This window comes from Acidovorax sp. GW821-FHT09B03, from assembly GCF_059418305.1.
The window spans coordinates 23,238-45,945 of sequence record NZ_JBWKPP010000009.1; the positions used below are offsets into that span (position 1 = coordinate 23,238).

Genomic DNA, 22,708 nt, shown 5'->3' on the forward strand with positions numbered 1-22,708 from the left:
TTGCGCCGGTTTCCTGAGTCCTAGCTTGTTTCCCATCGGGCCGCCACCTTGTTTCCCTTGTCCCTGATTTTCCGTACGGATGCCCCTTGGGGGCTTGCCTGATGCCCCCCTTTCTCTCTTCCCTAGCGACCCGTCTGGCCACGGGCTTCGGTCGCGCTTTGGCCTATGCGCGCGGTTCCCGGCGCCGCACCTGGCTGCTGGCCATCCTGGCCCTTCCGGTCGCCGTGGTGCTCTACACCCTGGCGCTGGTCCCGTTCACGCCTTCCATCAGCGACATCACCAAGGCCAAGACCGAGCGGCCCGCGCAGCTGATCTCTTCCGATGGCAAGGTGCTGTCCGAATACCGCTGGGCCAACCGCGAGTGGGTGGCGCTCAACCGCATTGCGCCGCACGTGGTCAATGCGCTCATCGCCACCGAGGACCACCGCTTCTACGAGCACTGGGGCATGGACTGGCGGCGCACGGCCTCGTCGGTGGTGCACACGCTGCGCGGTGACCCGCAGGGCGGCTCCACCATCACCCAGCAACTGGCGCGCAACCTGTTCCCCGAGGAAATCGGGCGCTCGCGCACCCTGACGCGCAAGCTCAAGGAAGCCATCACCGCGATCAAGATCGAGATGGCCTACTCCAAGGACGAGATCCTGGAGACCTACCTCAATACCGTGCCGTTCCTGTACAACGCCTACGGCATCGAGATGGCGGCGCGCACCTACTTCGACAAGTCGGCCGACAAGCTCAACCTGCTCGAGAGCGCCACGCTGATCGGCATGCTCAAGGGCACGGCCTACTACAACCCGGTGATGAACCCCGAGCGCGCCCAGGCCCGGCGCAACACCGTGCTGGCGCAGATGGTCAAGCGCGACAAGCTCGACAAGGCCCAGTTCGACACCTTGCAAAAGCGCCCCCTGCGCGTGGATTTCGAGCGCCAGACCGAGGCCACGGGCCTGGCACCGCATTTCGCCCAGCAGCTGCGCAAGACCCTGATCGCCTGGGCCGATGCCAATGGCTACAGCCTGCATGCCGACGGCCTGATGGTGCACACCACCATCGACTCGCGCCTGCAGGCCATGGCCAACCAGGCCGTGGCCAAGCAGGGCAGGCAGTTGCAGGGCATTGCCGACACGGCCTGGGCCCAGCGCAGCGCCTGGAACCCGCAGTCCGACCTGGTGCAGGACTTCGTGCGCGATACCCCCGAGTACCGCACGGCGGTGGAGCAGGGCGCCACGCCCGACGAGGCACTCAAGACCCTGGTCGCCGACACCGCCTTCATGCGCACCCTGCGCCAGAACAAGACCCGCGTGCAGGCCGGCTTCATGGCCATGGACCCGGTCACCGGCCACGTGCTGGCCTGGGTGGGCAGCCGCGATTTCGGCCAGGACCCGTTCGACCACGTGCAGCAGGCACGGCGCCAGCCGGGCTCTACCTTCAAGCCCTTCGTCTACGGCGCGGCCTTCGAGCAGGGCGCGCTGCCCGGCGACACGCTGATGGACGAGGCCGTGGAGATCCCGCTGGGCGGCGGCCAGGTCTGGCGCCCCACCGACGGCGGCCCGCCGAGCGACGAACCCATGACCCTGGCCGATGGCCTGGCCCTGTCCAAGAACACCATCACTGCCCAGCTCATGCACAAGGTCGGCCCGGCCCACGTGGCCGAGCTGGCGCGTGCCATGGGCGTGCGCGAGAGCAAGCTGGAACTGGTGCCCTCGCTGGCCCTGGGCACCAGCCCCGTCACGCTGCGCGAGATGGTCTCGGCCTACGGCACCATCGCCAATGCCGGGCGCTATGTGTCGCCCGTGCTCATCACGCGCATCGAGGACCGCCATGGCAAGGTGCTGCAGACCTTCACCCCGCCTGCGGCCGAGAAGGTGCTGCCCGTCGGCGTGGCGCAGACCCTGCGCGCCACCATGCGCGGCGTGATCGACAAGGGCACGGGCCGTGCCATCCGCTCGCGCTACGGCATCCAGGGCGATGTGGCGGGCAAGACCGGCACCACGCAGGACAACACCGATGGCTGGTTCATCCTCATGCATCCGCGCGTGGTGGCCGGCGCCTGGGTGGGCTTCAACGACGGCCGCGTGACCTTGCGCAGCGATTACTGGGGGCAGGGCGCCCACAGTGCGCTGCCCATGGTCGGTGACTTCGTGCAGCAGGCCTTCCGCTCGCAGGTGCTCGACGGCAAGGACCGCTTCATCGATGAGGAAGACACCAGCGCCGTTGGCAATGCCATGGCCGGCATGCGCAACTGGGTGATGGACCTGTTCGGGCGCGATGCCCCGGGCCAGCAACCCAACCAGCCAGGCCAGCCCGGCGGCTACCCGCCCCCGGGCACCCTGCCACCCGTGATCCGCGAGCCGGACCTGCAGCCCCTGCCCGATGCATCGCCGCAGCGCGTACCCGCGCCGCCGGCCGAACAGATGGTGCTGCCACCGATGCCACCGGCCATGCCCCCGCAGGGGAGCATTCCACCCCCCGGCAGCACGCAGGTGCCGGGTGGCGAAACCCCTCCTTGAGGGGGAGCCGGCTCAGGCGGGTTTCACGCCCGGCCAGACGATGGCCTGCGCCACGATCACGCGCTCGCCGTTGAAGGTCGCCGCCGGCGAGCCATACAGCTCGTAGCCCAGCGCCAGGGCCTCGCTCACGCGGCGGCAGAACGCCGCGTCGTCGGGGCCGGTGAGCAGACGGTACGTTGGCAGGTTGTCGGGCGGGGTGCTGTTCATGGCGGACCTCTCAGGAGTCACTCGATATCGATGCAGTGCAGCCCGAAAGCGCCGGCCTTGCGGTCGGCGAAATAGCACTCCAGCGTTTCCTTCACCGTGCGGAAAGCGATCTCTTCCCACGGGATTTCGGCTTCGGTGAACAGGCGCGCCTCGATGGTCTCGTGGCCGGGGTCGAACACCTCGCTTAGCAAGGTGGCGCGGTAGAAGAAATGCACCTGGCCGACGCGGCGCACGTTGAGCAGGCTGAACAGCGGGCCCATCTCGATCTGCGCGCCGGCCTCTTCGTCGGTCTCGCGCGCGGCGCCCTGCGCGGTGGTCTCGTCCAGTTCCATGAAGCCCGCGGGCAGCGTCCACTTGCCCCAGCGCGGCTCGATGTTGCGCTTGCACAGCAGCACCCGGCCATCGGGCAGCGCGGGCACGGTACCGACCACGTTGAGCGGGTTCTCGTAGTGCACCGTATTGCAGGCCGGGCACACGGCACGCAGCTTGGTGTCGCCGTCGTCGGGCAGGCGGTACACCACGGCGGTGCCACAGGCGCGGCAGTGTCGGATCGGGCTGCGGAAGGTGGTCGTCATGCGGTGGGATCGGTCGTGGAGCAGGCGGCCCCGGCGGCCATCCTCAGCTATGAAAATGAGAGTGTAGCGTCCCCGGCGGATGCGCGGGAATGGAGCGTCGGGGCACCGGCCACCCCGGGGCAGGCGGTGCCGCCCGGTAAGTCCTCGGTAAGACGACCCACGGGAGCATGGCGGCCTTCCAACTTCCACCAGGGAACCGTTCATGCATGCATCCCCCACCTTCGCCTCCCGCTTCCAGGCAGGTGCCGTTCCATCGGCAGGCCTTGCTGCCGCCATCGCCGCGGCCGCGCTGGTCTTCCCGATCCAGGCCCTGGCCCAGGGGAAGCCGGGGGAGTCCGAGGGCTCGTCATGGGGGCTGGGCCTCGGGGAGGGTGTCAAGCAGCAGGCCTACCGCGGTATGGACCGGGACACCAAGGCGCTGCCGCTGCTCCAGTTCGAGAACCAGTACCTCAAGATCATGGGGCCGGGGGCGGAGCTCAAGCTGCCCGGGCTGCGCATCAGCGATACGCAGCGCCTTTCCTTCGGGCTCATCGGCAAGTACGATGGCTCGGGCTACGAAGCCAAGGATTCGCCCTTCCTGGCTGGCATGGCCGAGCGCGAGGGCGGCTTCTGGCTCGGCGGCCAGGTGAAGTGGGAGAATGACCTGGCCAACCTGTCCGCACGCTGGACGGCCGATGCCTCGGGCCACAGCAAGGGCCAGCAGTTCAGCCTGGGGCTGGAGCGCTCCTTTCGCCTGGGCCCACAGCTCATGCTGAGCCCGCGCCTGGTGGCCACCTGGCAGGACCGCAAGACCGTGGACTATTACCATGGCGTGCGTGCCGGCGAGGCCCGGGCGGGGCGCGCGGCCTACCAGGGAGAATCGGGCGTGAACACCGAACTGGCGCTGCGCGGCATGTACCTGTTCGATCGCCAGCACTCGCTGTTCGTGGACGTGGGCGTGACGCGCCTGCACGCGGGCATCAAGAACAGCCCGTTGGTGGACCGTTCCAGCGAGAGCAATGTCTTCCTGGGCTATATGTACAGATTTCGATGAACCGCATCCTTCTGGTGGAAGACCATGAGCGCCTGGCCGGGCTGATCAGCAAGGGCCTGGCGGCCAGCGGCGTGGCCGTGGACGTGGTGGGCCGCGGCGACGCGGCCTGGACGGCCCTGGCGCAGGTGCCCTACCAGGCCATGGTGCTCGACCGGGGCCTGCCCGATGGCGATGGCCTGGCCCTTTTGCAGCGCATGCGCAAGGCCGGCCTGGGCGTGCCCTGCCTGGTGCTCACCGCGCGCGATGCGTTGCGCGACCGGGTGGAGGGCCTGGAGGCCGGCGCCGACGACTACCTGCCCAAGCCTTTTGCCATGGACGAGATGGTGGCCCGCGTGCGCGCGCTTCTGCGCCGGCCGGCGGAGCACCGCACGCTGGACCCGCAGGCCGGTGACGTGGTGCTGCGCACCGCCGAGGGCACCATGGGCTGCGGCGAGGAGGCCGTGACCCTGGCCCCGGCCGAGATGCAGATGATGCTGCTGTTGGTGCGCCGCCATGGCGATACCGTGCGCCGCGGTGCGCTGGAGGCCGCGGGCTGGGGCGTGGGCGAGGCCGTGACGCCGAATGCGCTGGACGTGGCGCTGCACCGCATGCGGCGCAAGCTGCTGGCCATCGGCTCGGTGCAGCGCATCGTCAACGTGCGGGGGCTCGGCTATGCGCTTCGCGAAGATGATCCGGCTCAATAGCCTGGGTACCAAGCTCATGCTCGCCTACCTGGCGGGCATGGTGCTGAGCATCGCTCTGCTCGTGGCGGTGGCCGCGGTGGTGCTGCAGGGCACTTTCCTGGCGCGCCTGGACCTGGCCGATGCGGCAGAGGAGATGGCGGGCAGGGTCCTGTTCGACGGCGCGGGCCGGCCCGTGGACCTGCAGGTCGATGACGAGGACCACGACGTGGGCAACCTGGCCTGGGTGTTTGACAGCCTGGGGCGCGAGACGGCCTATCGCGTTCTCGACAGCGCGGGCAAGGTGGCCTTGCTGTCGCCCGCCGGTGCACAGTTCTGGCCCCAGGGCGGTGACCTGGACCGGCTGGCGCCCGGCGCCTTCGACTTCGAGCGCGAAGGCGTCGTCATGCATGGCATGACGCAGCGCCTTGAACGCGGCGGGGCGACCTGGTACTTCCAGATGGCGGCCAGCAACCGGTTCATGACGCTGCTGCACCGCGTGGCCATACCGTTGGTGGCTGGAGGCATCCTGGCATTCAGCCTGGTGCTGCTGGCCGTCTTTGGGTTGGGTGCCTTCATCACGCTGCGCTACACCTTGAGGCCCCTGCGCGAGGTGTCGGAGTCGGCGGCGGCGATCTCACCGCGCTCGCTGCACGCGCGCCTGGACACCGGGGCCGTGCCGGCAGAGGTCGGGCCGCTGGTGGAGAGCTTCAACCGCGTGCTCGAGCGCGTGGAGCAGGGCTACCGCGTGCAGCAGGAGTTCCTGGCCAATGCAGCACACGAACTCAAGACCCCGTTGGCGCTGATCCGCGCGCAGATCGAGCTGGAGCCGGGTGGCGGGGGCGGCAGCCGCGATGCGCTGCTGCGCGACGTGGCCTACATGTCGCGCCAGGTGCAGCAACTGCTGCTGCTGGCCGAGGCCAGCGAGACACACAACTACCAGTTCGGCATGGTCCGCGTGGAGGAGGTCGCGCACGAGGCCGTGGCCTACCTGCAGCGCCGGGCCGAGGCGGCCGGTGTGCATATGGCCGTGTCCAGCACCGGCGCCGACCTGCGCTGGACAGCCGACCATGGCGCACTGTTCACCTTGCTTAAGAACCTGCTGGAGAACGCCATCGAGCATGCGCCCGCAGGCAGCACGGTGAACGTGGGCATCGAGGCCCATGCCCTCACGGTGCGCGACCACGGCCCGGGGGTGCAGGCCGAGCAGTTGCCGCTGCTGTTCGCACGCTTTTGGCGCGGCGCGCACCGGCGCGACCTGGGCGCGGGGCTGGGCCTGGCCATCTGCCAGGAGATTGCGCTTGCGCATGGCGGCTCCCTCACGGCCGAGCCGGCCGGGCCCGGCCTGCGGCTGCGCCTGGCAGTGGGTCAGACCGGCCCATAGCGGCGCGGCCCGGCGAGGAAACACAGGCCCAGGCCCGCCGCAAGCGCGCTGCTGGCCACCTGGGCGCTGACCACCGGGGTGCCCGCTACGCCGGTCAACAGGCCGAAGAGGAACAGGTGCAGCCCCCAGAGCACGCTGGTGTCGGCGATGTAGCGGCTGAGCGCACGGCCCGGCGGCTCGTGGTGGCGCAGCAGGTAGCCCCTTTGCAGCCCGTAGTTGGCGGCCAGCCCGCCGGCAAAGCCCAGGCTACTGGCCAGCCAGGGGTGGGCACCGGCCTGCAGCAGGGCCGCCATGGCCAGGCCGTGCAGCGCGGCGGCGACAAGTCCCCGGGCCAGCACCTGGGCCGGAATTCTCGAATGCAGGGGGGCCAGGATGGCGGATGGCATGGTGGGTTCCTATGGGGTGTCAGGCGCGGTTGGTGCGGCGGTTCCAGGGGCGGTGCAGTGGCCAGTCGGCGTGTGTGTCCAGGGTGCGTGCCGCCCAGAAATGGGCGCAGCCATAGCCGATCAGCGCGGAGAACAGCACGTCCGAGGGGTAGTGCTCCAGCGTGAGCACCCTGCAGGCCGCGGCGGCCAGGGCGAGCGCCAGCACGGGCCAGCGCCAGGCAGGCTGGAGCCTGGTCGCCACGGCCGCGACGGCAAAGGCCGTGAACGCGTGGCTGGAGGGAAAGGAGTTGAAGGGGTGGCCCGCGAAGGGCAGGCCGAAGCCATTGAACCCGTGATCGATCAGCAACTGCGGGCGCGCCCGTGCCGCCAGGTGCTTGAGAAGCCAGGTGAGGAAGCCACCGCTCAGCAGGGTGAGCAGCAGCAGCACGCCTCTGCGAACCCAGCGCTCGCCCCCGGCCCGGGTGGGCGACGGCCCCCGGGCCAGGGACCGGTGACCCAGGAGGTACAGCCCCATGGCAACGGCCGTCGCCAGCTCGGCGCTGGCCAGCTGGCTCAAGGCATCGAAGGTCTGGTCCAGCGCGGGTGTGCTGTGGGCGTGGACCAGGCGCACCAGGGGCGCATCGATCCGGATGGCCAGCAGGAAGGCCACCGCCGCACCCGCGGACTGGAGACGGCGGATGTGCGCGATGGAGGGCAGGGGCGTAATGGGCATGCGGCGGCCGCCCCCGGCGCAGCGATGCTCCGGGGCTCAGGGCGGGGGTGGGTGAAGGAAGGGGATCGGCAGCCAGCGGATCGGGCGGCCTGCGGCGTGTCCGGATCCACCCGGGCACGCAGGGCCGCCTGCCGCGTCAGCGCACCAGGCGCTCGCCGTCCGCGGGGTCTTCGGCGGGAAGGGCGCCCTGTGTCTCGGTCGGTGCAGCGGAGCGGTTGCGCCGCTTGAGATGGGCATCGCGCACCATCGCGTACTTGTCCAGCGCGGCCTGGTCGAGCATGCGGGTCATCTCCAGCAGATCGGCACGCTTGCTCGCCATCTTCAGGGCGGTCAGGCTGTTGCGCACGGCGACGTCACTGGCCTGCAGGCTGCCCAGGCTGTCCACGGGCAGGGAGAGCACGTCCCGGACATTGGAGGGGCCGAAGATCGGCAGCACCACGTACGGGCCCGATCCCACGCCCCAGGTGTCCAGCGTGAGGCCGAAGTCCTCGGAGCGCTGCGGCATGCCCCAGCCGGTGGCCACGTCCACCACGCCCAGCACCCCGACGGTGGTGTTGATGCCGAACCGCGCGATGGTGGACGCGCCCTCGCGCGCTCGCCCCTGGAACAGCAGGTTGGCCGACGACCATGGGGTCTGCAGGTTGGCGAAGAAGTTGGAAACTCCCGTCTGCACCACGGGCGGCACCACCTTCTGGTAGGCCTTGGCTGTGGGCTGGAAGACGGCCCGGTCCAGGCCGTCATTGAGGGAAAAGACCGTGCGGTTGACGGGCTCCAGCGGGTCTTGGCTGTGCGCCGTGGTGGCGCATCCCGTCGAGAGGGCCGCAGTGATCAGCGCGAGCATGGCGAGCCCGGTGCGGCTCGACAGCAAGGGGCGGGACAACAGGTGTGGCATCGCGTGCTCCAGGAGGCTTGGATCGAAGTTCCGTGGCGGGTCCATTGGCCGCCACGGGACGCGATCCTAATTTCGCCTCTCTTACTGGACACTTAGCGGTGCGCAGGGGCATGAAAAAAGGGCAAGGCCCGCCGCAATGGCATGCCTTGCCCCGTCTCTTGGCGCCCCGTTTGCGGGAGCGCAGGGTTCATACGGATTTGCCTTCAACCGTATAACTTCGTTGGTTCGCCTTGCCGTGCTACAGCACTGTCTGCGGCTCCCGCCTAGTTATACGATCGAATGCAAATCCGTATCAGACCACCTTGAGCTTGATCCCCGTGAGGCCGTCCACGCCGCCTTCGAGCGTGTCGCCGCGCACCACGGCGCCCACGCCTTCGGGCGTGCCCGTGTAGATCAGGTCGCCGGGCTGCAGCTCCCAGGCGGCCGACAGGTGCTCGATGGTCTCGGCGATGTTCCAGATCAGCTGGGCCACCGTGCTGCGCTGCTTGTCGGTGCCGTTGACCTGCAGCCAGATGCAGGCCTTGGCCACGTCGCCGGCCTGGGCCGCAGGCGTGATGGGGCCGATGGGGGCGCTGGCGTCGAAGCCCTTGCCGATGCACCAGGGGCGGCCCTGCTTCTTCATGTCGTTCTGCAGGTCGCGGCGCGTCATGTCCAGGCCCGTGGCGTAGCCGTATATGTGCGAGAAGGCGTCGGCGGCCTTGATGTCCTTGCCGCCCTTGCCGATGGCCACCACCAGTTCGATCTCGTGGTGCAGGTTGGCCGTGAGGCTGGGGTAGGGCAGCTCGCCGGTCTGGCCGGCATCGACGACGACGATGGCGTCGGCTGGCTTCATGAAGAAGAAGGGCGGCTCGCGGCCGGTGAAGCCCATTTCCTTGGCGTGTTCTTCGTAGTTGCGGCCCACGCAGTAGATGCGGTGCACGGGAAAGCGGTCGCTGCTGCCCACCACGGGGACGCTGGCCACCGGAGCGGGAGAAAACACATAGCTCATGTTCTGCCTTTCGGGGAATGTTGGGGGGTGCCGTGGTGCCATGCCTGTGCATCACCGTACCTGTTGGCAGTGTGCCACGCTCCCGGGCCACCTGCAGGCAAACCAGGCAGGGCCGTGGCGGGGCGCTGGGGCGGGGGCGCTACACTCGCGCCCATGGCAAAGAGCTTCGATTTCCACAATACGCCGGGCCACCTGGTGCGCCGCGCGCACCAGCGGACCGTGGCGCTTTTCATGGAGGAGACGGCCGGGTTCGACGTGACCCCGGTGCAGTTTGCCATCCTGCACGAGCTGCTGGCCCAGCCGGGCGAGGACCAGGTCACCCTGGCCTCGCGCGTGGCCTTTGATGCCGCCACCTCGGGATCGGTCATCGGCCGGCTCGAAAAGCGCGGCTGGGTGCGCCGCGAGGCCGACACCCGCGACCGGCGCCGCAAGCTGCTGTGGATCACCCCCGAGGGCGAAACCGCCGCGCTGCAGATGCGCGACGCCGCCCAGCGCGTGCAGGAGCGCCTGATGGGCCCCCTGAATTCCGAGGAGCGCACCGTCCTGATGGCCCTGCTGACCAAGGTCGTCTACCAGCACCAGGACCCCGCAGGCACCTCCGGCGCCTGAGGTGAAGCACCCCCTGAGTCGCTTCGCGCCTTCACCCCTCTCTCGCATTGCTGCGCCATGCGGGAGGGGGACGCCCCCAGCGCAAGCGCTGGATACGCCGCCTTCGCGGCGGGGCGGCCCTTGCGCGGGGGCACTGGCTTTGGCCGCGCCAGTTCCTTAGGCTTCGTCCTTGTTCTAAACCGCTTGTTTGCATGCACACATTGATCTCGATTGCCGACTGGCTGGTGCCCGACTGGCCTGCGCCGCCTGGTGTGCATGCGCTGTGCACCACCCGTGCCGACGGCGTGAGCGCTGCCCCGTACGACCGATTGAACCTGGGCGCCCATGTGGGCGACGACGCGGTGGCCGTGCAGGCCAACCGACAGGTGCTGCAGTCCGTGCTGCAGCAGCGCACTGCTGGCGCGCGCGCCGTCTTCTTGAACCAGGTGCATGGCACCGATGTCGCCGTGATCGACACCGCCACGCCCGACGCCACTGCGGCCGACGCCTGCCTGGCCAGCGTGCCCGGTGCCGTGTGCACCATCATGGTGGCCGACTGCCTGCCCGTGCTGTTTGCCCACCGCTCGGGCAGCGTGGTGGCAGCCGCCCATGCCGGCTGGCGTGGTTTGGCAGGCAAGGCGGGCTTGGGCGTGCTCGAATCCACCGTGAAAAGCCTGGCGGAGCAGGGCGCGCCTGCGGCCGAGGTCATCGCCTGGCTCGGGCCCTGCATCGGGCCCTCGGCCTTCGAGGTGGGGGCGGAGGTGCGCGCCGCATTCTGCGACCAGGATCCGGCTGCCGAGGCCTGCTTCGTGGCCGGGCCCGGGGGCAAGTTCCTGGCTGACCTCGCGGGCCTGGCCCGGCTGCGCCTGGCGGCGCTGGGGATCAATGGTGTCTACGGCAACGACGGTACGGCGTCGTGGTGCACCGTGGGCAATGCCTCACGGTTCTTTTCGCACCGGCGCGACACCGCCGTCCTCGGGGGCAGCGGGCGTTTCGCCGCCTGCATCTGGCGCGGCTGAGTCCTTCTGCGCCGCCCGCTGCGCGGCCTGCTCGGCATCCCAGGCGGCCTGCTCTGCCTGCTCGCGCTGCTTGAGCGCCCGCTTGCGCGAGGGCGTGCCCAGGATGTAGACCAGGATCCCCATGGGCAGCAGCCCGTAGAGCACGAAGGTGACGATGGCACCGAGCAGCGTGCCCGTGGTGTTGGTGGCTTCGGCCACGGCCATCATGAGGGTGACGTAAAGCCAGGCGATGACGATCAGGTACATTGTGTTTGCGTGATCAGGGTTGTTGACAGCCCTTCACAGGATTGCGGGTTGCCAGCCCCTGCAGGGTGGGCAACAATCAGGTCACCGAGATGCCGGAACACCATGACAGGGATAGGAGACGGGATGAGTTCAGAATCTATCTGGGACCAGAGCGCCCAGCAGTTCCAGCAGATTTTCGGTCAAGGTTGGGCACAGGCCGTCCAATCCTTCCAGAAAATGGACCTGGGTGCCCCCACGGGCACCGCTGCCCCGGCGGTTGTGCAATTGTCGCCTGCCAAGCTGCAGGCCCTGCAGCAGCAATACCTGGAAGAGGCCAAGGCCTTGTGGGCCCAGGGCCTGCAGGGCAAGCCCGAGGTCAAGGACAAGCGCTTTGCCGGTGAAGGCTGGGCCGCCAACCCCGTGGCCGCCTTCTCGGCCGCGGCCTACCTGCTCAATGCCCGCACGCTGATGGGCCTGGCCGATGCGGTGGAAGCCGACGAGAAGACCCGTGCGCGCATCCGCTTCGGCGTGGAGCAGTGGATGGCGGCCATGGCGCCCAGCAATTTCCTGGCCTTCAACGCCGAAGCGCAGAAAAAGGCCATCGAGACCAAGGGTGAAAGCATCGCCAAGGGCATGCAGAACCTGCTGCACGACCTGAAGCAGGGCCATGTCTCGATGACCGACGAAAGCCTGTTCGAGGTGGGCCGCAACGTGGCCACCACCGAGGGCGCGGTGGTGTTCGAGAACGAGCTGTTCCAGTTGCTCGAGTACAAGCCCCTCACGGCCAAGGTCTACGAGCGCCCCTTCCTGCTGGTGCCGCCGTGCATCAACAAGTTCTACATCCTCGACCTGCAGCCCGAGAATTCGCTGATCCGCTATGCGGTGAGTGAAGGCCACCACACCTTCGTGGTGAGCTGGCGCAACCCCGACGACGCCCTGGCCAAGAAGACCTGGGACAACTATGTCGAAGACGGTGCCATCGCCGCCATCGACGTGGTGCAGAACATCACCGGTGCCGACCAGATCAATGCGCTCGGCTTCTGCGTGGGTGGCACCATCCTCTCCAACGCCCTGGCCGTGCTGGCCGCGCGCGGTGACGAGCCCGTGGCCAGCGCCACCTTCCTGACCACGCTGATCGACTTCACCGACACCGGCATCCTCGACGTCTTCATCGACGAGAACTTCGTGAAGTACCGCGAGATGGAGATGGGCAGCGGCGGCATGATGAAGGGCCAGGACCTGGCCTCGACCTTCAGCTTCCTGCGCCCCAACGACCTGGTGTGGAACTACGTGGTGGGCAACTACCTCAAGGGCGAGACGCCGCCGCCGTTCGACCTGCTGTACTGGAACAGCGACAGCACCAACCTGCCCGGGCCGTTCTACGCCTGGTACCTGCGCAACTTCTACCTCGAGAACAACCTCGTCAAGCCCGGCAAGCTCACCGTCTGCGGCGAGAAGATGGACCTCGGCCAGCTCACGCTGCCCACCTACATCTACGGCTCGCGCGAGGACCACATCGTGCCCGCCACGGCGGCCTATGCCTCGACCCAGGTGCTGCCGGGCAAGAAGCGCTTCGTGATGGGGGCCTCGGGCCACATCGCGGGCGTCATCAACCCGCCCGCCAAGGGCAAGCGCAGCCACTGGATCCGTGCCGACGGCAAGTTCCCCGGCACGCTCGACCAATGGCTGCAGGGCGCCACCGAACACCCCGGCAGCTGGTGGACCGACTGGTCCGCCTGGCTCAAGGGCCACGCCGGCAAGCAGGTCGCCGCGCCCAAGGGCTATGGCAAGGGCACGAAATTCAAGGCCATCGAGCCGGCCCCCGGCCGCTATGTCCAGCAAAAGGCGTGACCGGCTGACCTGAGACAATCCAACCCAAGACATCCACCTCCAGAAAAGAAGGACATTCCATGGAAGACATCGTCATCGTTTCGGCCACCCGCACCGCGGTGGGCAAGTTTGGCGGCGCACTGGCAAAGGTGCCCGCGACCGAGCTGGGCTCGATCGTGATCCGCGAAGCCATCACGCGCGCCGGCCTGTCAGCCGGCCAGGTGGGTGAGGTCATCATGGGCCAGGTGCTGACGGCCGGCGTGGGCCAGAACCCCGCGCGCCAGGCGTCGATGAAGGCCGGCGTAGCGCAGGAAACGCCTGCGCTCACCATCAATGCCGTCTGCGGCTCCGGCCTCAAGGCCGTGATGCTGGCGGCCCAGGCCGTGGCCTGGGGCGACAGCGAGATCGTGGTGGCCGGCGGCCAGGAAAGCATGAGCCTGGCACCCCACGTGCTGCCCGGTTCGCGCGATGGCCAGCGCATGGGCGACTGGAAGCTGGTCGACACCATGATCGTGGACGGCCTGTGGGACGTGTACAACCAGTACCACATGGGCATCACGGCCGAGAACGTGGCCAAGCAGTACAGCATCACCCGCGAGCAGCAGGACGCCCTGGCCCTGAACAGCCAGCTCAAGGCCGCTGCCGCGCAGGACGCCGGCAAGTTCGCCTACGAGATCGTGGACGTGGCCCTGGCGCAGAAGAAGGGCGACCCGATCTTCTTCAACACCGACGAGTACCTCAACCGCAAGACCAATGCCGAAGCCCTGGCCGGCCTGCGCCCCGCCTTCGACAAGGCCGGCAGCGTGACGGCCGGCAATGCCTCGGGCCTGAACGACGGCGCCGCCGCCGTGGTGGTCATGAGCGCCAAGAAGGCCGCAGCCCTGGGCCTCAAGCCCCTGGCGCGCATCGCCTCCTTCGGCACCACCGGCCTGGACCCCGCCACCATGGGCATGGGACCGGTGTCGGCCACGCGCAAGGCCCTGCAGCGCGCCGGCTGGAGCGCCGCTGATGTGGACCTGTTCGAGCTCAACGAAGCCTTCGCCGCCCAGGCCTGCGCCGTGAACAAGGAGCTGGAGATCGATCCGGCCAAGGTCAACGTCAACGGTGGCGCCATCGCCATCGGCCACCCCATCGGCGCATCGGGTTGCCGCGTCCTGGTGACCCTGCTGCACGAAATGCAGCGCCGCGACGCCAAGAAGGGCGTGGCTGCGCTGTGCATCGGCGGCGGCATGGGCGTGTCCCTGGCCCTGGAACGCTGATCCTCCCCGGCGCAGCACCCCGTGGTGCTGCAGCCAGCCAAAGCCCACCACCCGGTGGGCTTTTTTCATGGACCGGGCTCGCTCAGCCGGTAAAGCCCGCCAGGTTCAGCGTGTGCGAGTGCCCGAGCCAGAGGGCGCAATCGCGGTGGTCGCGCAGGCCGTCACCGGTGTTGGGGTGGGCGAACACGTCGAGCGTGCCGTGGTTGAGTGCCAGCCAGCCCAGCACGTGGGTGAAGTCGGCTGGGTCAAAGGCGAGCTGGTAGCTCCACATCGGGTGCGGGCCCACGGGCCGCTCGTGGAACCGGCCGATCTCCACCCGGCCCGCCAGTTCGCGCGCGATGGTCTCGCGCAGTGCCCAGCCCGTGTCGCGGCTCTCGGCGTCGAAGTAGACATGGGCGTGCCAGTCGCGGATCAGGGCGGGGTCGAGCAGGGGCATGGGCAGCAGCGCAGGGCAAAGGCGGCATGTTACGGCCTGGCGGGCGACCGCACAGGGCAGGCCAGCGCAAGCCCCCACGGACCGGGCTGGCCGGAGGGAGTGTCTGGTTTGCGCATCACCCGGCCGCGGTATGCGACCCCTGGGGCCTGCCGGGCCTTGGCGCCGCGTGGAGTGCGCGCTACATTGGGCGATTCGGCCGCTCCCGCGCGGCCCCTTCTTTCGCCGAGGCACCGATACCATGGCACTGACCCGATTCACCGCATCGTTGCTGCTGCTGGGATCCACCCTGGCATGGGGCGCGCATGCGAGCCCGACCGAATGCAGTGTGGGGGCCCGGTTCACCGCGGCACAGGCCGAGATCGATGCCGCGCTCAAGACCGTGGGTGATGGGCCGCTGCGCAACCGGGCGCGCCTGGAATCCCAGCTCAAGGCCAGCGGGGCCACGCGCGGCTGGTCGCCGGAGCAGCAGGCCGAGATGCTGCGCAAGGCCTACAGCTCTGCAGGCTACTGGGAGCTCGAGAAGGCCAAGCAGCCGCACGTGTCTACGCTCATGCAGGCCGTGACCTCCAGCTCCGGCCCCGACCCCCGGGTCTCCAAATGCACCGCCGCCAAGCAGGTGAAGGCCAGCGCCTGGGCCGTGGCCGACATCCACAGCCGCCAGTACGCCTATGTGGCGCGCGAAGTGGGGATCAGCCAGACCGTCCAGGCCAAGGCGCGCTGAGCGACGCCCGCGTGGCAGGCCGGGCTGCCGCCCTGGAGGCACGAGAACCCATCGCATGGAACACGGACCCCTCCGCGTTGAGGAAACCGCCCAGGCCATGGTTCCATGCCCTTGCGGCTGCGCGGCCCTGTGCGAACAGCACGACGGCCTGGTGCACTTTGTCCACGGCGGCGGCTACTTTCGGGCGCTGCTGATGCGCGGACCGGACGGGGAGCCCAGCATCTGGCTGTCCATCGCCACGCGTGGATCTGCGCAGGATCCCCGGGACTGGCTGGTCACGCTGCATGGCGATGCCGAGGGGTGCGCGCATCGAAGACCCCGAGGCATCGCCCATCGCCTTGCCGGCGTCCTGGCCGGGCCGCCTGCTGCGGCGCGAGGAACTGCTGGCCACGGACGGAGCTCCCGCGTTCTACTTCGCCTGTTTCGATGCCCTGGTGGAGCAGCATTCGCGCATGCACGACTTCCTGCGCGAATAGCGTCCCGATCCCGTCATTTCGCCAGCCGGCGCCAGCCGATCACCACCCCTGTGACCGACACGGCCAGGCCCACCAGTGACAGCAGCCAGATCGCGAGATACCACCATGGCGTCTTGAGGAACAGCGGAAAATCGAGGCTGTGCAGCCCGTTGAAGAGCCAGCGGCGCAACCGGCTGTCCGCCGTGCTGGTGGACAGCAACTGCCCCGTGGCCGCATCCACGTGCAACCAGGTGGCCGCCCCGTCGTGCAGCACGATGCGCCATACCGGCAACACGGGCGGCACGTGGCGCGCATACCAGTAGCGGTCGGGTTCGGTGAGCAGCACCGGGGCGTCTGCGCTGGTCCCTGGGTAGGTCGCTGCGGCGGCCTTGGCCAGGTCCTCTGGCATTGCTGCTACCGCCAGGCCCGTGCCGGCATCCACGCTGCGGCGCCCGCCGGATGCGTCCGACACCACCCATACTGGGCGGCCGCCGTGCCAGGCGGCCTCCACCGCCTTGGCGGGCGCTGCGCCGTTGGCCAGCGTGTGCAGGCTGGCAATGCTGTGGGTGAACACCGGCCCGGCCTGCCCGAACTGCGCCGCTGCCTGGCCCGGTGTGCTGTGCGAGAGCCAGCGGTTGGGGCCCATCGAGAACCAGCCGCTGAACACCCAGGTCAGGATGGCGATGCCGCCGACCAGGCCCAGCACATGGTGCCAGGCCATCCACCCGCGGTAGGGCGTGGGCGAATCGCCGCGGTAGCGCCGGCGCAGGCGCACGCGCAGCATGCCGACGATGAGCCCGGTGCCGGCCGACACCATGGCCAGGCCCGAGGTCCACAGCACCAGCTGGCGCCAGAAGTCCGCATGCCGGCGGATGGGGGCGTAGGTGTAGTAGTGCAGCAGGGTGCCGAAGACCGTCCAGCGACGCTCGAAGGCGCTGGTGTCGCGCACCACCTCGCCCGTCTTCTCTGACACATAGAGTTCGGTGCCGGCTTCGTCACCGACGGCAATGCGGTGCAGCGGCCGCGCCTTGTCGAAGCTGTTGGCGTTGGGCAGGGTCCACTGGTCGTCGATGCTGGTGTCCAGGTAGCGGGCCGTCGCCGAGCGGGCGAACCCGCGTGCGATGGCTTCGGCGCGTTCCGGCGTCACCGGCTCCATGGGCGCCAGAGAGGCTGACACCACATGGTGGTTGCCCTTGGCATCGATGATGCGCCAGACCGGCGTGTCCAGGCTCTGCTCCAGCAGCACCTTGCGCGGGGCATTCACCTGCAGCTTGGCCAGGGCTTCGGCGGGCGTGACCTGCACCGGTGCCAGGTCCAGCACCGGGAGGCCATCGACGCGCTCCTGCGGCGTAAGGGCCGGAAAGCGCACATGCAGCATCACCAGCCCCGACACGAACCAGAGCACGAACAGGATGCAGCCGGCAATGCCCAGCCAGCGGTGGGTGAAGTACAGCACCCGCCGCAGCGGGCGCCACAGGGCGTGCAGCGCGGGGTTCACACTGCGCGGTCAGAAGCGCACATGGGCCGACAGCTCTGCCGAGCGCGGGCGGCCGAGGATCCACTGGTTGTTGCCGCTGTACAGCGTCTGTGCGTAGATGCGGTCCGTGAGGTTGTAGACGTGCAGCGCCAGCACCGTGCCCGGGCGCACGGCCCAGCGCAGGCTGGCGTCGGCCACGGTGAACGAGGCCGCGCTGCTGCTGTTGGCGTTGTCCACCTTGCGCGCACCCACGTGGCGCACGCCCAGGCCGGCCTCCCAGGCAGGCATGAAGGCCCAGGTCACCCAGCCGTTGGCCGTGCGCTCGGGCACGCCGGGCGGGGTGTTGCCGTTGCGCGAGACCACGCGGCCGCTGACGACCTCGTTGAAGTCGTCGAACTTCGCATCGAGCACCGCGGCATTGAGGTCCAGCCGCACGGTGGTGGTGGGTGCGTAGGACAGCGAGGCCTCGATGCCGCGCGAGGACTGGGCACCCACCTGCTGGAAGAGATTGGGGTCCACCGCGTCGCGGATCAGCAGCTTCTTCTTCTCGATCCAGTACGCGGCCAGCGTGAACTCGCCCTTGCGGTCGTCGAACAGCTGTTTCCAGCCGATTTCGGCCTGCTTGCCCGTGGCCAGGTCGAACTGGCTCTGCTGCGCCGAGGTGTTGACCACGCCACCCAGCGGGTCGGCCGCCGTCGAATACTGCGCATAGACGGAGGTGACCGGCGTGACGGCGTAGACCGCGCCGATGCGGCCCGACAGGTGGTTGAAGCTCTTGTTCACATCGGGGTCGATGCGCTTGCCATCCTGCTTGCCGTACGAGATCGAATCCCAGCGCAGGCCGGTGACCAGCGAGAGCTGTTTCGTGAGCTGCAACTGGTCTTCCACGAACAGCGAGCGCGTGTCGGTCTGCGCCTTGAACAACTCGCCCACGGTCACGCCCGTGGTCGGGAAGTTGCCGGGCACGAACTGGTAGGGGTCGAGCGACTGGGCGGCCGCGCCGTCGCCGCGCGTCTTGGCGTACTCCAGCCGGTTCACATCGAAGCCCACGGTCAGCGTGTTGGGCAAGCCGGCGATGGGCTGCTTGAGCGTGGCGTCGAAGCGGTTGCCCACCTGGTCCAGCGTGTAGTCGATGCCGATGAAGCCCGAACGCGTGATGCGCCGCGTGGCGGGCACATAGGCATAGCCTTCGGCATTGTTCCAGTGGCGGTCCGAGGCGATGCGGTACAGCGAGTTGCGCAGCGTGAGGGCCGAGGACGGCGTCCACTCCGTGTCCAGGCGCGTCCACTGGTCGCGGAACTTCAGGTAGGCATCGGCCACGTTGAAGTTGGCCTTGCGCAGCGCCGGATCGATCTTGCCGTTGACCAGCGGAATGCCGAAGTAAGGCGCGGGCTCCTGGTTGCCGTAGTCGTGCGACAGGGTGAAGCGCAGGTCGGGCGTGGCATCGAAGCGCAGCGCGCCTGCGGCCACCAGCGAATTCGAGGCGCTGCGGTCCACCTGGCCGTCGGATCGGTTGTGCGACAGGTCCACGCGGTACGACCACTGCTCGTTGATGGCGCCGCCGCTGCCGAAGGCCGTGCGCACCGTGTCTTGCGAACCGTAGGCCAGGCGCACTTCATTGGAGATGGGGCTGCGCGTGGGCTTCTTGGGCACGGTGTTGATGGCGCCGCCGATGGCACCCTCGCCGTACATGATGGAGGCGGGGCCGCGCAGTACCTCCACGCGCTCGGCCTGCCAGGGGTCGAACGGAAAGGTCACCGTGCCGCCCGAGACGTACTGGCGCGTGCCGTCGTACAGGCGCATCACCGAGGTGTTGCCGGCAAAGCCGCGCGCCACCAGGGCACCGCCCGCGGCCGAGGCCGTCTGGGTGATGCCGGTGGCGCGCGAGGCGGCATCGGCAATCGATTGGTCACCGCGCTGGCGGATGGTTTCGCCCTCGAGCACTTCGACCGAGGCCGGGGTTTCCAGCGCCGTGAGGCCCAGGCGGCTGCCGGTGGTGGTGGGCGTGGTCAGCGTCTGGGGCGCTTCGATGAAGGTGCCGGATTGCACGGTGACCGGTGCCAGCGTGGCGGTCTGGGCCTGCGCACCCGTGGCGGCAGCCAGCGTGAGCACGGCGCCATACAGGCACGAGAAATGGAAACGCGCGGGGGCATGCCCGGCCGAGGGGCGGCGAAGATTCTGGTTCATGGGGACAGCAACGGATACGGGCGTCCTCGCCGGCATCCCCGCCGGGTCTGGACTGAACGGCACGCAGGCGAACCTGTGGACCACTTCGTTGGCCGGTATCCGGGCTGGGTGGAAAAAACAGCGTCCCCGGCCTTCCCGGACGCGGTGCGCGTCCAGTGGCTATGTATGAGGGAGATGCCTGGTCTTGCGACCTTTCCACCGACCGTTGCGGGGGCAGCGCAGGTCGGGCTGGTTGCCAAGCCCTCCTGCTTCCCGTTGAACTGCATTCCAGAAGAGGACTGCGAGCACCAACAGGGCGCGATTGTATGTGTTTGTTAATCAGGGTGCGGCCAGGCGCTGCAGCAGCTCGGCCGTGGGGTAGCCATCGGCCACCGTGCCAGTGCTCTGCTGGTACTGGCGCAAGCCTGCGCGCGTGGCCGGGCCCATCACGCCATCGGGCGTGCCGGCATTGAAGCCACGCTGGTTGAGTTGCGTCTGCATCTGTTGCAGCTGGCTGCGCGACAGCGGCGCCAGGTCGCGCGGCCAGGCAGCCACCACACCAGTGCCACCGTCGATCTGGCGCGCGAGCAGGCCCACGCCCAGCGCATAGCTCACCGAGTTGTTGTAGCGCAGGATGGTGCGGAAGTTCTGTCCGACCAGGAAGGCCGGGCCGTGTGCCCCGGCCGGCGTGGCGATGGAGGCCGCGTCCAGAGGGGGCAGGGGCTGTCCGTCCATGCCCTGCACGCCTTCCGTGGCCCATTGGGCCGCCGTCTGGCGCACATTCTGCTCGGCGCGGGCGTAGTCGAAGCCCGGCGGCAGCCGCACCTCCACGCCCCAGGGCTGGCCGGCCTGCCAGCCCATGCGCGCGAGGAAGTTGGCGGTGGAGGCTGCCACATCCGGGATGCTGCCCCAGATATCGCGGTGGCCATCGCCGTCGGCATCGACCGCATAGGCCAGGAAGACCGAGGGCAGGAACTGCGTGTTGCCCATGGCGCCGGCCCAGGATCCCACCATGCGCTCGTCGCTGATGTCGCCCTGGTCCAGGATGCGCAGCGCGGCCAGCAATTCGCTGCGTGCCCAGGCCGCACGGCGGCCCTCGAAACCCAGCGTGGCCAGCGCATCCACCGCGCGGAAGTTGCCGAAGTTGCTGCCGTAGTTGCTCTCCATGCCCCAGATGGCCGTGATGATGGAGGAGGGCACGCCGTAGCGCGTGGCCGCGGCGTCGATGGCCGCCTGGTGCTCGGCCCGCTTGGCCTGGCCCTGGGCGATGCGCTGGGCCGATACCGCACTGTCGAGGTAGGCCCAGGGCGTGCGGTTGAATTCGGGCTGGGCGCGGTCGAGCTCGATCACGCGCGGCTGCAGTGTGGCATGGGCCAGCACCTGCTGCACGGTGGCCGGCCGGATGCCGGCGGCCAGGGCCTCGCGCGAGAAGCCGGCGATCCAGGCGGCAAAACCTGCCTGCTCGGTATCCTGGGGCGTGGGGCTGGTGACCGGGGCGGGTGCCACCGGTGCAACGGGCGGCCGTGGCGCGGGCGCCGCTGCAGGCGGGATGGGCGCGGGCGGTGTGGCGCAGCCTGGCAAGGCGAGTGCGCAGGCCATGGCCAAAGCAGTCAGGGCGGGGCGGGGTGCGGCATGCAGGACGCGGCGGGCAAAATGGGGGGCAAGCGAAATGGGCATTCCCCATTGTCCCGTGCCCGGCATACTTGCGGGTTCCGGTGTTTCTGACCGTAGCAATTTCATTTCATGCATACCTTTCTCTGGCACGACTACGAAACCTTCGGGGCCAACACGCGGCGCGACCGGCCCGCGCAGTTCGCCGCCATCCGCACCGATGCCGACCTCAACGAGATCGGCGAGCCGCTGAACATCTTCTGCCAGCCCGCCAGCGACTACCTGCCCGACCCGGTCTCGTGCCTGATCACCGGCATCACGCCCCAGCAGTGCCTGGAGCAGGGCATGCCCGAGCACGCCTTCGCCGCCCGCATCGAGGCCGAGCTGGCCCGCCCCGGCACCATCGGCGTGGGCTACAACACCATCCGCTTCGATGACGAGATCACGCGCTTCATGTTCTGGCGCAACCTGATCGACCCCTATGCGCGCGAGTGGCAGAACCAGTGCGGCCGCTGGGACCTGCTCGACGTGGTGCGCATGACCTACGCCCTGCGCCCCGACGGCATCACTTGGCCCAAGAAGGAAGACGGTGCGCCGAGCTTCAAGCTCGAGCACCTGTCCAAGGCCAACGGCCTGCTGCACGAGGCCGCGCACGATGCCCTGTCGGATGTGCGCGCCACGATTGCCCTGGCGCGGCTCATCCGCCAGCACAACACCAAGCTCTTCGACTTCGCGCTCAGCCTGCACAAGAAGGACCGCGTGGCCGCCGAGCTGCGCCTGCCGGCCACGGCCATCACGGCCAAGCCGTTTTTGCACGTGTCGGGCATGTTCCCGGTGGAGCGCGGCTGTCTGGCCGTGATGTGGCCGCTGGCCAGCCACCCGACCAACAAGAACGAGCTGATCGCCTGGGACCTGGCGCACGACCCGACGCCGCTGGCCAGCATGGGCGTGGAGGAGATCCGCCTGCGCATGTTCTCGCGCGCGGCCGACCTGCCCGAGGGCGTGACTCGCCTGCCGATCAAGACCATCCATCTGAACAAGTCGCCCATGGTCGTGGGCAATGTGAACACCCTCACGGCCGAGCGCGCCAGGCACTGGAACATGGATCTGCCCCAGGCCGCGCAGCACGCCGAGATCGCGCGCGTGCTGCCCGACATGAGTGGCATCTGGCCCCAGGTGTTCGCCCGCCCCGAAGAGCCCACGCCCGACGTGGACCAGGACCTGTACGGCGGCTTCGTGGGCAATGGCGACCGGCGCCAGCTCACCGACATGCGCGCCATGAGCGGCGAGAAATTGGCGCGCACGCGCCTGTCGTTCGACGACGCGCGCCTGAAGGAGCTGGTCTGGCGCTACCGTGCCCGCAACTTCCCCCAGACGCTCACGCCCGAAGAGCACGAGCGCTGGGAGAAGCACCGCGCCGCCTGCCTGTTCGACGGTGCCGGGGGTGCGCGCACGGTGGAGCAGTTGTTCACCGAGATCGATAACCTGTCGGAGACCGCCGACGACGACCGCACCCAGGACATCCTCGGCGCGCTGTACGATTACGCCGAGCAGATAGCGCCCGAGCGCTGAGTTTTT

General features: G+C 68.9%; 22 protein-coding genes and 1 riboswitch. Of the genes, 11 read left to right on the forward strand and 11 right to left on the reverse strand.

All coding sequences use genetic code 11. The annotated features are described in order from the left end of the window. Positions 1-101 precede the first annotated feature (101 nt). Entirely contained in the window at positions 102-2,507 is a 2,406-nt protein-coding gene (locus AC07PA_RS17230; RefSeq protein ID WP_494607371.1) for a penicillin-binding protein 1A, read from the forward strand. A gap of 12 nt (positions 2,508-2,519) precedes the next feature. Here AC07PA_RS17230 and AC07PA_RS17235 read toward each other — a convergent pair whose 3' ends face one another. Next, positions 2,520-2,714 (reverse strand): DUF1737 domain-containing protein, encoded by a 195-nt coding sequence (locus AC07PA_RS17235; RefSeq protein ID WP_007859170.1) that lies wholly within the window; start codon positions 2,712-2,714, stop codon positions 2,520-2,522. Positions 2,715-2,731: 17 nt separating this feature from the next. Next, positions 2,732-3,289, reverse strand: a complete 558-nt coding sequence (locus AC07PA_RS17240) for an NUDIX hydrolase (protein ID WP_007859171.1) — start codon at positions 3,287-3,289, stop codon at positions 2,732-2,734. 202 nt (positions 3,290-3,491) lie between these two features. Between AC07PA_RS17240 and AC07PA_RS17245 the strand changes: the two genes are divergently transcribed. Genes AC07PA_RS17245 through AC07PA_RS17255 form a run of 3 tightly spaced genes read left to right on the forward strand, consistent with a single transcriptional unit; the run spans position 3,492 to position 6,365 of the window. After that, positions 3,492-4,322 carry a MipA/OmpV family protein gene (locus AC07PA_RS17245; RefSeq protein ID WP_494607374.1) on the forward strand — a complete coding sequence of 277 codons (831 nt, stop codon included), beginning with the start codon at positions 3,492-3,494 and terminating at the stop codon, positions 4,320-4,322. Next, positions 4,319-5,005 (forward strand): response regulator transcription factor, encoded by a 687-nt coding sequence (locus AC07PA_RS17250; protein ID WP_007859173.1) that lies wholly within the window; start codon positions 4,319-4,321, stop codon positions 5,003-5,005. The genes AC07PA_RS17245 and AC07PA_RS17250 overlap by 4 nt, the downstream gene beginning before the upstream one ends. Continuing rightward, entirely contained in the window at positions 4,974-6,365 is a 1,392-nt protein-coding gene (locus AC07PA_RS17255) for a sensor histidine kinase (protein ID WP_494655380.1), read from the forward strand. The genes AC07PA_RS17250 and AC07PA_RS17255 overlap by 32 nt, the downstream gene beginning before the upstream one ends. Here the strand turns inward: AC07PA_RS17255 and AC07PA_RS17260 are convergent. The 4 genes from AC07PA_RS17260 to AC07PA_RS17275 all read right to left on the reverse strand — a co-directional run bounded on the left by AC07PA_RS17260 (position 6,350) and on the right by AC07PA_RS17275 (position 9,343). Next, positions 6,350-6,751, reverse strand: coding sequence for a GtrA family protein (locus AC07PA_RS17260; RefSeq protein WP_494607378.1), 402 nt, complete (start codon positions 6,749-6,751; stop codon positions 6,350-6,352). The two genes, AC07PA_RS17255 and AC07PA_RS17260, sit on opposite strands and share 16 nt — an antisense overlap. A gap of 19 nt (positions 6,752-6,770) precedes the next feature. Then, positions 6,771-7,463 (reverse strand): phosphatase PAP2 family protein, encoded by a 693-nt coding sequence (locus tag AC07PA_RS17265; protein WP_494607380.1) that lies wholly within the window; start codon positions 7,461-7,463, stop codon positions 6,771-6,773. Positions 7,464-7,599: 136 nt separating this feature from the next. Continuing rightward, a complete protein-coding gene (locus AC07PA_RS17270; protein ID WP_007859182.1) occupies positions 7,600-8,355 on the reverse strand; it encodes an MlaA family lipoprotein in 756 nt (251 codons plus the stop codon). Positions 8,356-8,647: 292 nt separating this feature from the next. Next, positions 8,648-9,343 carry a fumarylacetoacetate hydrolase family protein gene (locus tag AC07PA_RS17275; RefSeq protein WP_494607382.1) on the reverse strand — a complete coding sequence of 232 codons (696 nt, stop codon included), beginning with the start codon at positions 9,341-9,343 and terminating at the stop codon, positions 8,648-8,650. 153 nt (positions 9,344-9,496) lie between these two features. On the opposite strand from AC07PA_RS17275, the gene AC07PA_RS17280 reads away from it, so the two are divergent. Both AC07PA_RS17280 and pgeF read left to right on the forward strand, forming a co-directional pair. Further along, on the forward strand, positions 9,497-9,952 hold the full coding sequence (locus AC07PA_RS17280; protein ID WP_494607384.1) for a MarR family winged helix-turn-helix transcriptional regulator: 456 nt from the start codon (positions 9,497-9,499) through the stop codon (positions 9,950-9,952). A gap of 191 nt (positions 9,953-10,143) precedes the next feature. Continuing rightward, positions 10,144-10,950 carry a peptidoglycan editing factor PgeF gene (pgeF, locus tag AC07PA_RS17285; RefSeq protein WP_494607386.1) on the forward strand — a complete coding sequence of 269 codons (807 nt, stop codon included), beginning with the start codon at positions 10,144-10,146 and terminating at the stop codon, positions 10,948-10,950. Here pgeF and AC07PA_RS17290 read toward each other — a convergent pair. Beyond that, positions 10,870-11,196, reverse strand: a complete 327-nt coding sequence (locus AC07PA_RS17290) for a hypothetical protein (RefSeq protein ID WP_007858894.1) — start codon at positions 11,194-11,196, stop codon at positions 10,870-10,872. The two genes, pgeF and AC07PA_RS17290, sit on opposite strands and share 81 nt — an antisense overlap. A gap of 123 nt (positions 11,197-11,319) precedes the next feature. Between AC07PA_RS17290 and AC07PA_RS17295 the strand changes: the two genes are divergently transcribed. Both AC07PA_RS17295 and AC07PA_RS17300 read left to right on the forward strand, forming a co-directional pair. Then, positions 11,320-13,026: a PHA/PHB synthase family protein gene (locus AC07PA_RS17295; RefSeq protein ID WP_494607388.1), complete on the forward strand. Its 1,707-nt coding sequence runs from the start codon at positions 11,320-11,322 to the stop codon at positions 13,024-13,026. A gap of 59 nt (positions 13,027-13,085) precedes the next feature. Then, positions 13,086-14,264 (forward strand): acetyl-CoA C-acetyltransferase, encoded by a 1,179-nt coding sequence (locus tag AC07PA_RS17300; protein ID WP_494607390.1) that lies wholly within the window; start codon positions 13,086-13,088, stop codon positions 14,262-14,264. 82 nt (positions 14,265-14,346) lie between these two features. On the opposite strand, the gene AC07PA_RS17305 is transcribed toward AC07PA_RS17300, so the two are convergent. Then, complete coding sequence (locus tag AC07PA_RS17305) at positions 14,347-14,700, reverse strand: DOPA 4,5-dioxygenase family protein (RefSeq protein WP_494607392.1); 354 nt, start codon at positions 14,698-14,700, stop codon at positions 14,347-14,349. Positions 14,701-14,938: 238 nt separating this feature from the next. Here AC07PA_RS17305 and AC07PA_RS17310 point away from each other — a divergent pair, with 238 nt between their 5' ends. Together AC07PA_RS17310 and AC07PA_RS17315 are read left to right on the forward strand one after the other, a co-directional pair. Continuing rightward, on the forward strand, positions 14,939-15,421 hold the full coding sequence (locus tag AC07PA_RS17310) for a hypothetical protein (protein ID WP_494607394.1): 483 nt from the start codon (positions 14,939-14,941) through the stop codon (positions 15,419-15,421). 284 nt (positions 15,422-15,705) lie between these two features. Then, on the forward strand, positions 15,706-15,897 hold the full coding sequence (locus tag AC07PA_RS17315) for a hypothetical protein (protein ID WP_494607396.1): 192 nt from the start codon (positions 15,706-15,708) through the stop codon (positions 15,895-15,897). A 13-nt stretch (positions 15,898-15,910) separates the two neighbouring features. Here the strand turns inward: AC07PA_RS17315 and AC07PA_RS17320 are convergent, their stop codons facing one another. The 3 genes from AC07PA_RS17320 to AC07PA_RS17330 all read right to left on the reverse strand — a co-directional run bounded on the left by AC07PA_RS17320 (position 15,911) and on the right by AC07PA_RS17330 (position 21,196). Continuing rightward, positions 15,911-17,374 carry a PepSY domain-containing protein gene (locus tag AC07PA_RS17320; protein WP_494607398.1) on the reverse strand — a complete coding sequence of 488 codons (1,464 nt, stop codon included), beginning with the start codon at positions 17,372-17,374 and terminating at the stop codon, positions 15,911-15,913. Positions 17,375-17,383: 9 nt separating this feature from the next. Continuing rightward, positions 17,384-19,540: a TonB-dependent receptor gene (locus tag AC07PA_RS17325; RefSeq protein WP_494607400.1), complete on the reverse strand. Its 2,157-nt coding sequence runs from the start codon at positions 19,538-19,540 to the stop codon at positions 17,384-17,386. A gap of 73 nt (positions 19,541-19,613) precedes the next feature. Next, a riboswitch (cobalamin riboswitch) is annotated at positions 19,614-19,847 on the reverse strand. 11 nt (positions 19,848-19,858) lie between these two features. Next, a complete protein-coding gene (locus tag AC07PA_RS17330; RefSeq protein ID WP_494607402.1) occupies positions 19,859-21,196 on the reverse strand; it encodes a lytic murein transglycosylase in 1,338 nt (445 codons plus the stop codon). Between the two features lie 66 nt (positions 21,197-21,262). Here AC07PA_RS17330 and sbcB point away from each other — a divergent pair, with 66 nt between their 5' ends. Next, complete coding sequence (gene sbcB, locus AC07PA_RS17335) at positions 21,263-22,702, forward strand: exodeoxyribonuclease I (protein WP_494607404.1); 1,440 nt, start codon at positions 21,263-21,265, stop codon at positions 22,700-22,702. Positions 22,703-22,708: the final 6 nt, after the last annotated feature.